Below are 1,044 nucleotides of genomic sequence, written 5' to 3'. Positions count from 1 at the left end.
GTGCCTGTTCGGTGTCAATGGTTTTCGACGCCGGTGATCAAAGACTCTTCGCGATGATGCCCTTCATCACTTCGTTGGCGCCGGCGTAGATCTTCTGGACGCGGGAGTCCTCGTACATGCGCGCGATCGGGTATTCACGCATGTAGCCGTATCCGCCGTAGAGCTGCACGCACCGGTCGACGACGGCGCATTGCTGCTCGGTGAGCCAGTACTTGACCATCGCGGCGTCTGCGCCGTCCAGCTCGCCGTTGAGGTGATCCTCGATGCAGTTGTCGAGGAAGACACGGCAGGTGCGTGCGATCGTCTGGCACTCGGCCAGCTCGAAGGCGGTGTTCTGGAACTCGAAGAGGCTGTGCCCGAACGCTTGACGCGCCTTGGTGTACGCGACGGTCTCCTCGACGGCACGCTCGATGGTGCCGATGGCCTGCGCGCCGATGATGAGGCGTTCCTGCACCAACTGTGCCATCAGCTGACCGAAACCGAGCCCCTCGGACTCACCGAGGAGGTTCGAGACGGGAACGCGGACATCGGTGAAGGACAGCTCGGACGTATCGGCGCCGTGCTGACCGACCTTGTCGAGGACGCGGCCGACTGCAAAGCCTTCGCAGTCACGAAGATCCACGATCAGGAGCGAGACGCCCTTGGCGCCGGCCTTGGGATCGGTCTTGACGGCGAGGACGATCATGTCTGCGCTGCCACCGTTGGTGATGAAGGTCTTCGACCCGTTCACGACGTAGTGGTCACCGTCGCGGATCGCGGACGTGGTGATTGCCTTGAGGTCGGAACCTGTTCCCGGCTCGGTCATTCCGATGGCACCGAGGATTTCGCCCGTCGCCATCCCTGGCAGCCAGGCCTTCTTCTGCTCTTCACTTCCGTACTCGAGCACGTAGTGGGCGACGATGCCACTGTGCACGGAGTTACCGAGTGCATAGTCACCGCAGTAGCCCTGCGCCTCGAAGACAGCGAGATCGTGTGCGAAGGTTCCACCGCCCCCGCCGTATTCCTCGGGAATCGAGCAGCACAGCAGGCCGAGCTTGCCGGCTT

1 protein-coding gene is annotated in these 1,044 nt (G+C 62.7%); it reads right to left on the bottom strand.

Features of this window, described 5'->3' with window-relative positions; genetic code table 11:
- Positions 1–37: 37 nt before the first annotated feature.
- On the bottom strand, positions 38–1,044 hold a 1,007-nt coding region (locus ABT116_RS50075), incomplete at its 5' end, for an acyl-CoA dehydrogenase family protein (RefSeq protein WP_351648464.1).

Origin of the sequence: Streptomyces sp. NPDC002130, from assembly GCF_040296465.1 — a bacterium.
Classification (GTDB): Bacteria; Actinomycetota; Actinomycetes; order Streptomycetales; family Streptomycetaceae; genus Streptomyces.
This window is presented reverse-complemented; position numbering and strand designations above follow the sequence as displayed.